This window comes from Bartonella sp. CE47NXGY (assembly GCF_042195415.1).
In the GTDB taxonomy this organism is placed as follows: domain Bacteria; phylum Pseudomonadota; class Alphaproteobacteria; order Rhizobiales; family Rhizobiaceae; genus Bartonella.
This window is the reverse complement of sequence record NZ_JBHIOI010000157.1, coordinates 1-1,176: the sequence shown is the minus strand read 5'-3', so window position 1 is coordinate 1,176 and position 1,176 is coordinate 1. Positions and strand designations below refer to the sequence as shown.

The following is a 1,176-nucleotide window of genomic DNA, read 5'->3' as shown; positions in this document are numbered from 1 at the left end:
TGTTCTAAAGTATACCCTGTCGTAAATACTGGAAACAACGTGAAAGGTTTTCCCTGTAGCGTCGACCATTTCTGCAAGCCCCAATCATAGACAAAGGTCGTTTGCTCGTTATTACCTCTTTTTAAGGACCAGTAAATCCGGTTATCAACGGGGTCTATAACCCCTTGCATCTCATCAAGAGCAAACTTATCAAAGGTTTTAAAAACTGTTCTATCAACTTTCTCAAAGCCTATCGGCAAAAGTTGACCATCCAAACTCATCTGATAAAAACCACCATCACTCGCAAAAAAAGCATCACTCCCTCGACATGCTATAGAGGCTGCACTGCGCGCTCCGCGCTTGTCTTGGATCTTTTGAAAACTGTATACAAGTTCAGCCCCTGGAGTAAATAAACCAGCGTAAATAGCAGAACGCATAAAAATAAGGGGATTGGTGGATTCCGTCGCCCCTTGCACATATTCTCCATCTGGAAAATCTATATGATCACATTTTTTTTTACCTATTTCCCATAAAGTTACATCGTTCAAACCTGACCAATGAATGCGATTGGGATTATCTGTCAATTGCATCAAACAAACAAAAGGTCCCCAAACTTTGATCAATCCTGCTTTCGGTGGATTTCCTTCTAAATCTTCAAACCGTTCAGAACTAAGGACCTTGAAAACTTGCGGCTTATCATTTTTATTCACCGCAATAACCATGTTTTTAAAAAGAGCAAACGACCATTTATTCTCTTCATTTGCTTGATAGGTCACACCACTTTGGCTTATGTCTTTCCAACCCTTGGTTTGACTATCATAACTGTAAAGCTTTTGCTTGCCTCCTACGATTATCTTAACACCATTGCCACTTCTAAACGCTATGCACCCCAAAGGCTTTTCTTCCAAAGCATGAGACACAACCATTGCACTAGGCATCGGAATGTAACAGCCATCAGCCGGTAAAACATTCACAAGCGTATCCGTAAAGCTACCGTTGACGACCGCAACATCTGGTCTGTAATCGGCTATAGGAAAATCAACCATCTTAAAAATCCGTTGGTATTATTCTGGTCACGTTATGACGTTGAGACGTCTCTGCACGCAATTCATGCAACTGTTCGTTAAAGTCATTGTAAGCTGCCGTTGCACAATCGGGGTCTTTCAAGATATTCTTGTAAAGTTCGTATTTTGCACG

General features: G+C 41.2%; 1 protein-coding gene. It reads right to left on the bottom strand.

Annotated elements, in window-relative coordinates; all coding sequences use genetic code 11:
- The coding region (locus ACFIL3_RS10350; protein ID WP_375682238.1) for a hypothetical protein at positions 1-1,025 on the bottom strand (1,025 nt) is incomplete at its 3' end.
- Positions 1,026-1,176: the final 151 nt, after the last annotated feature.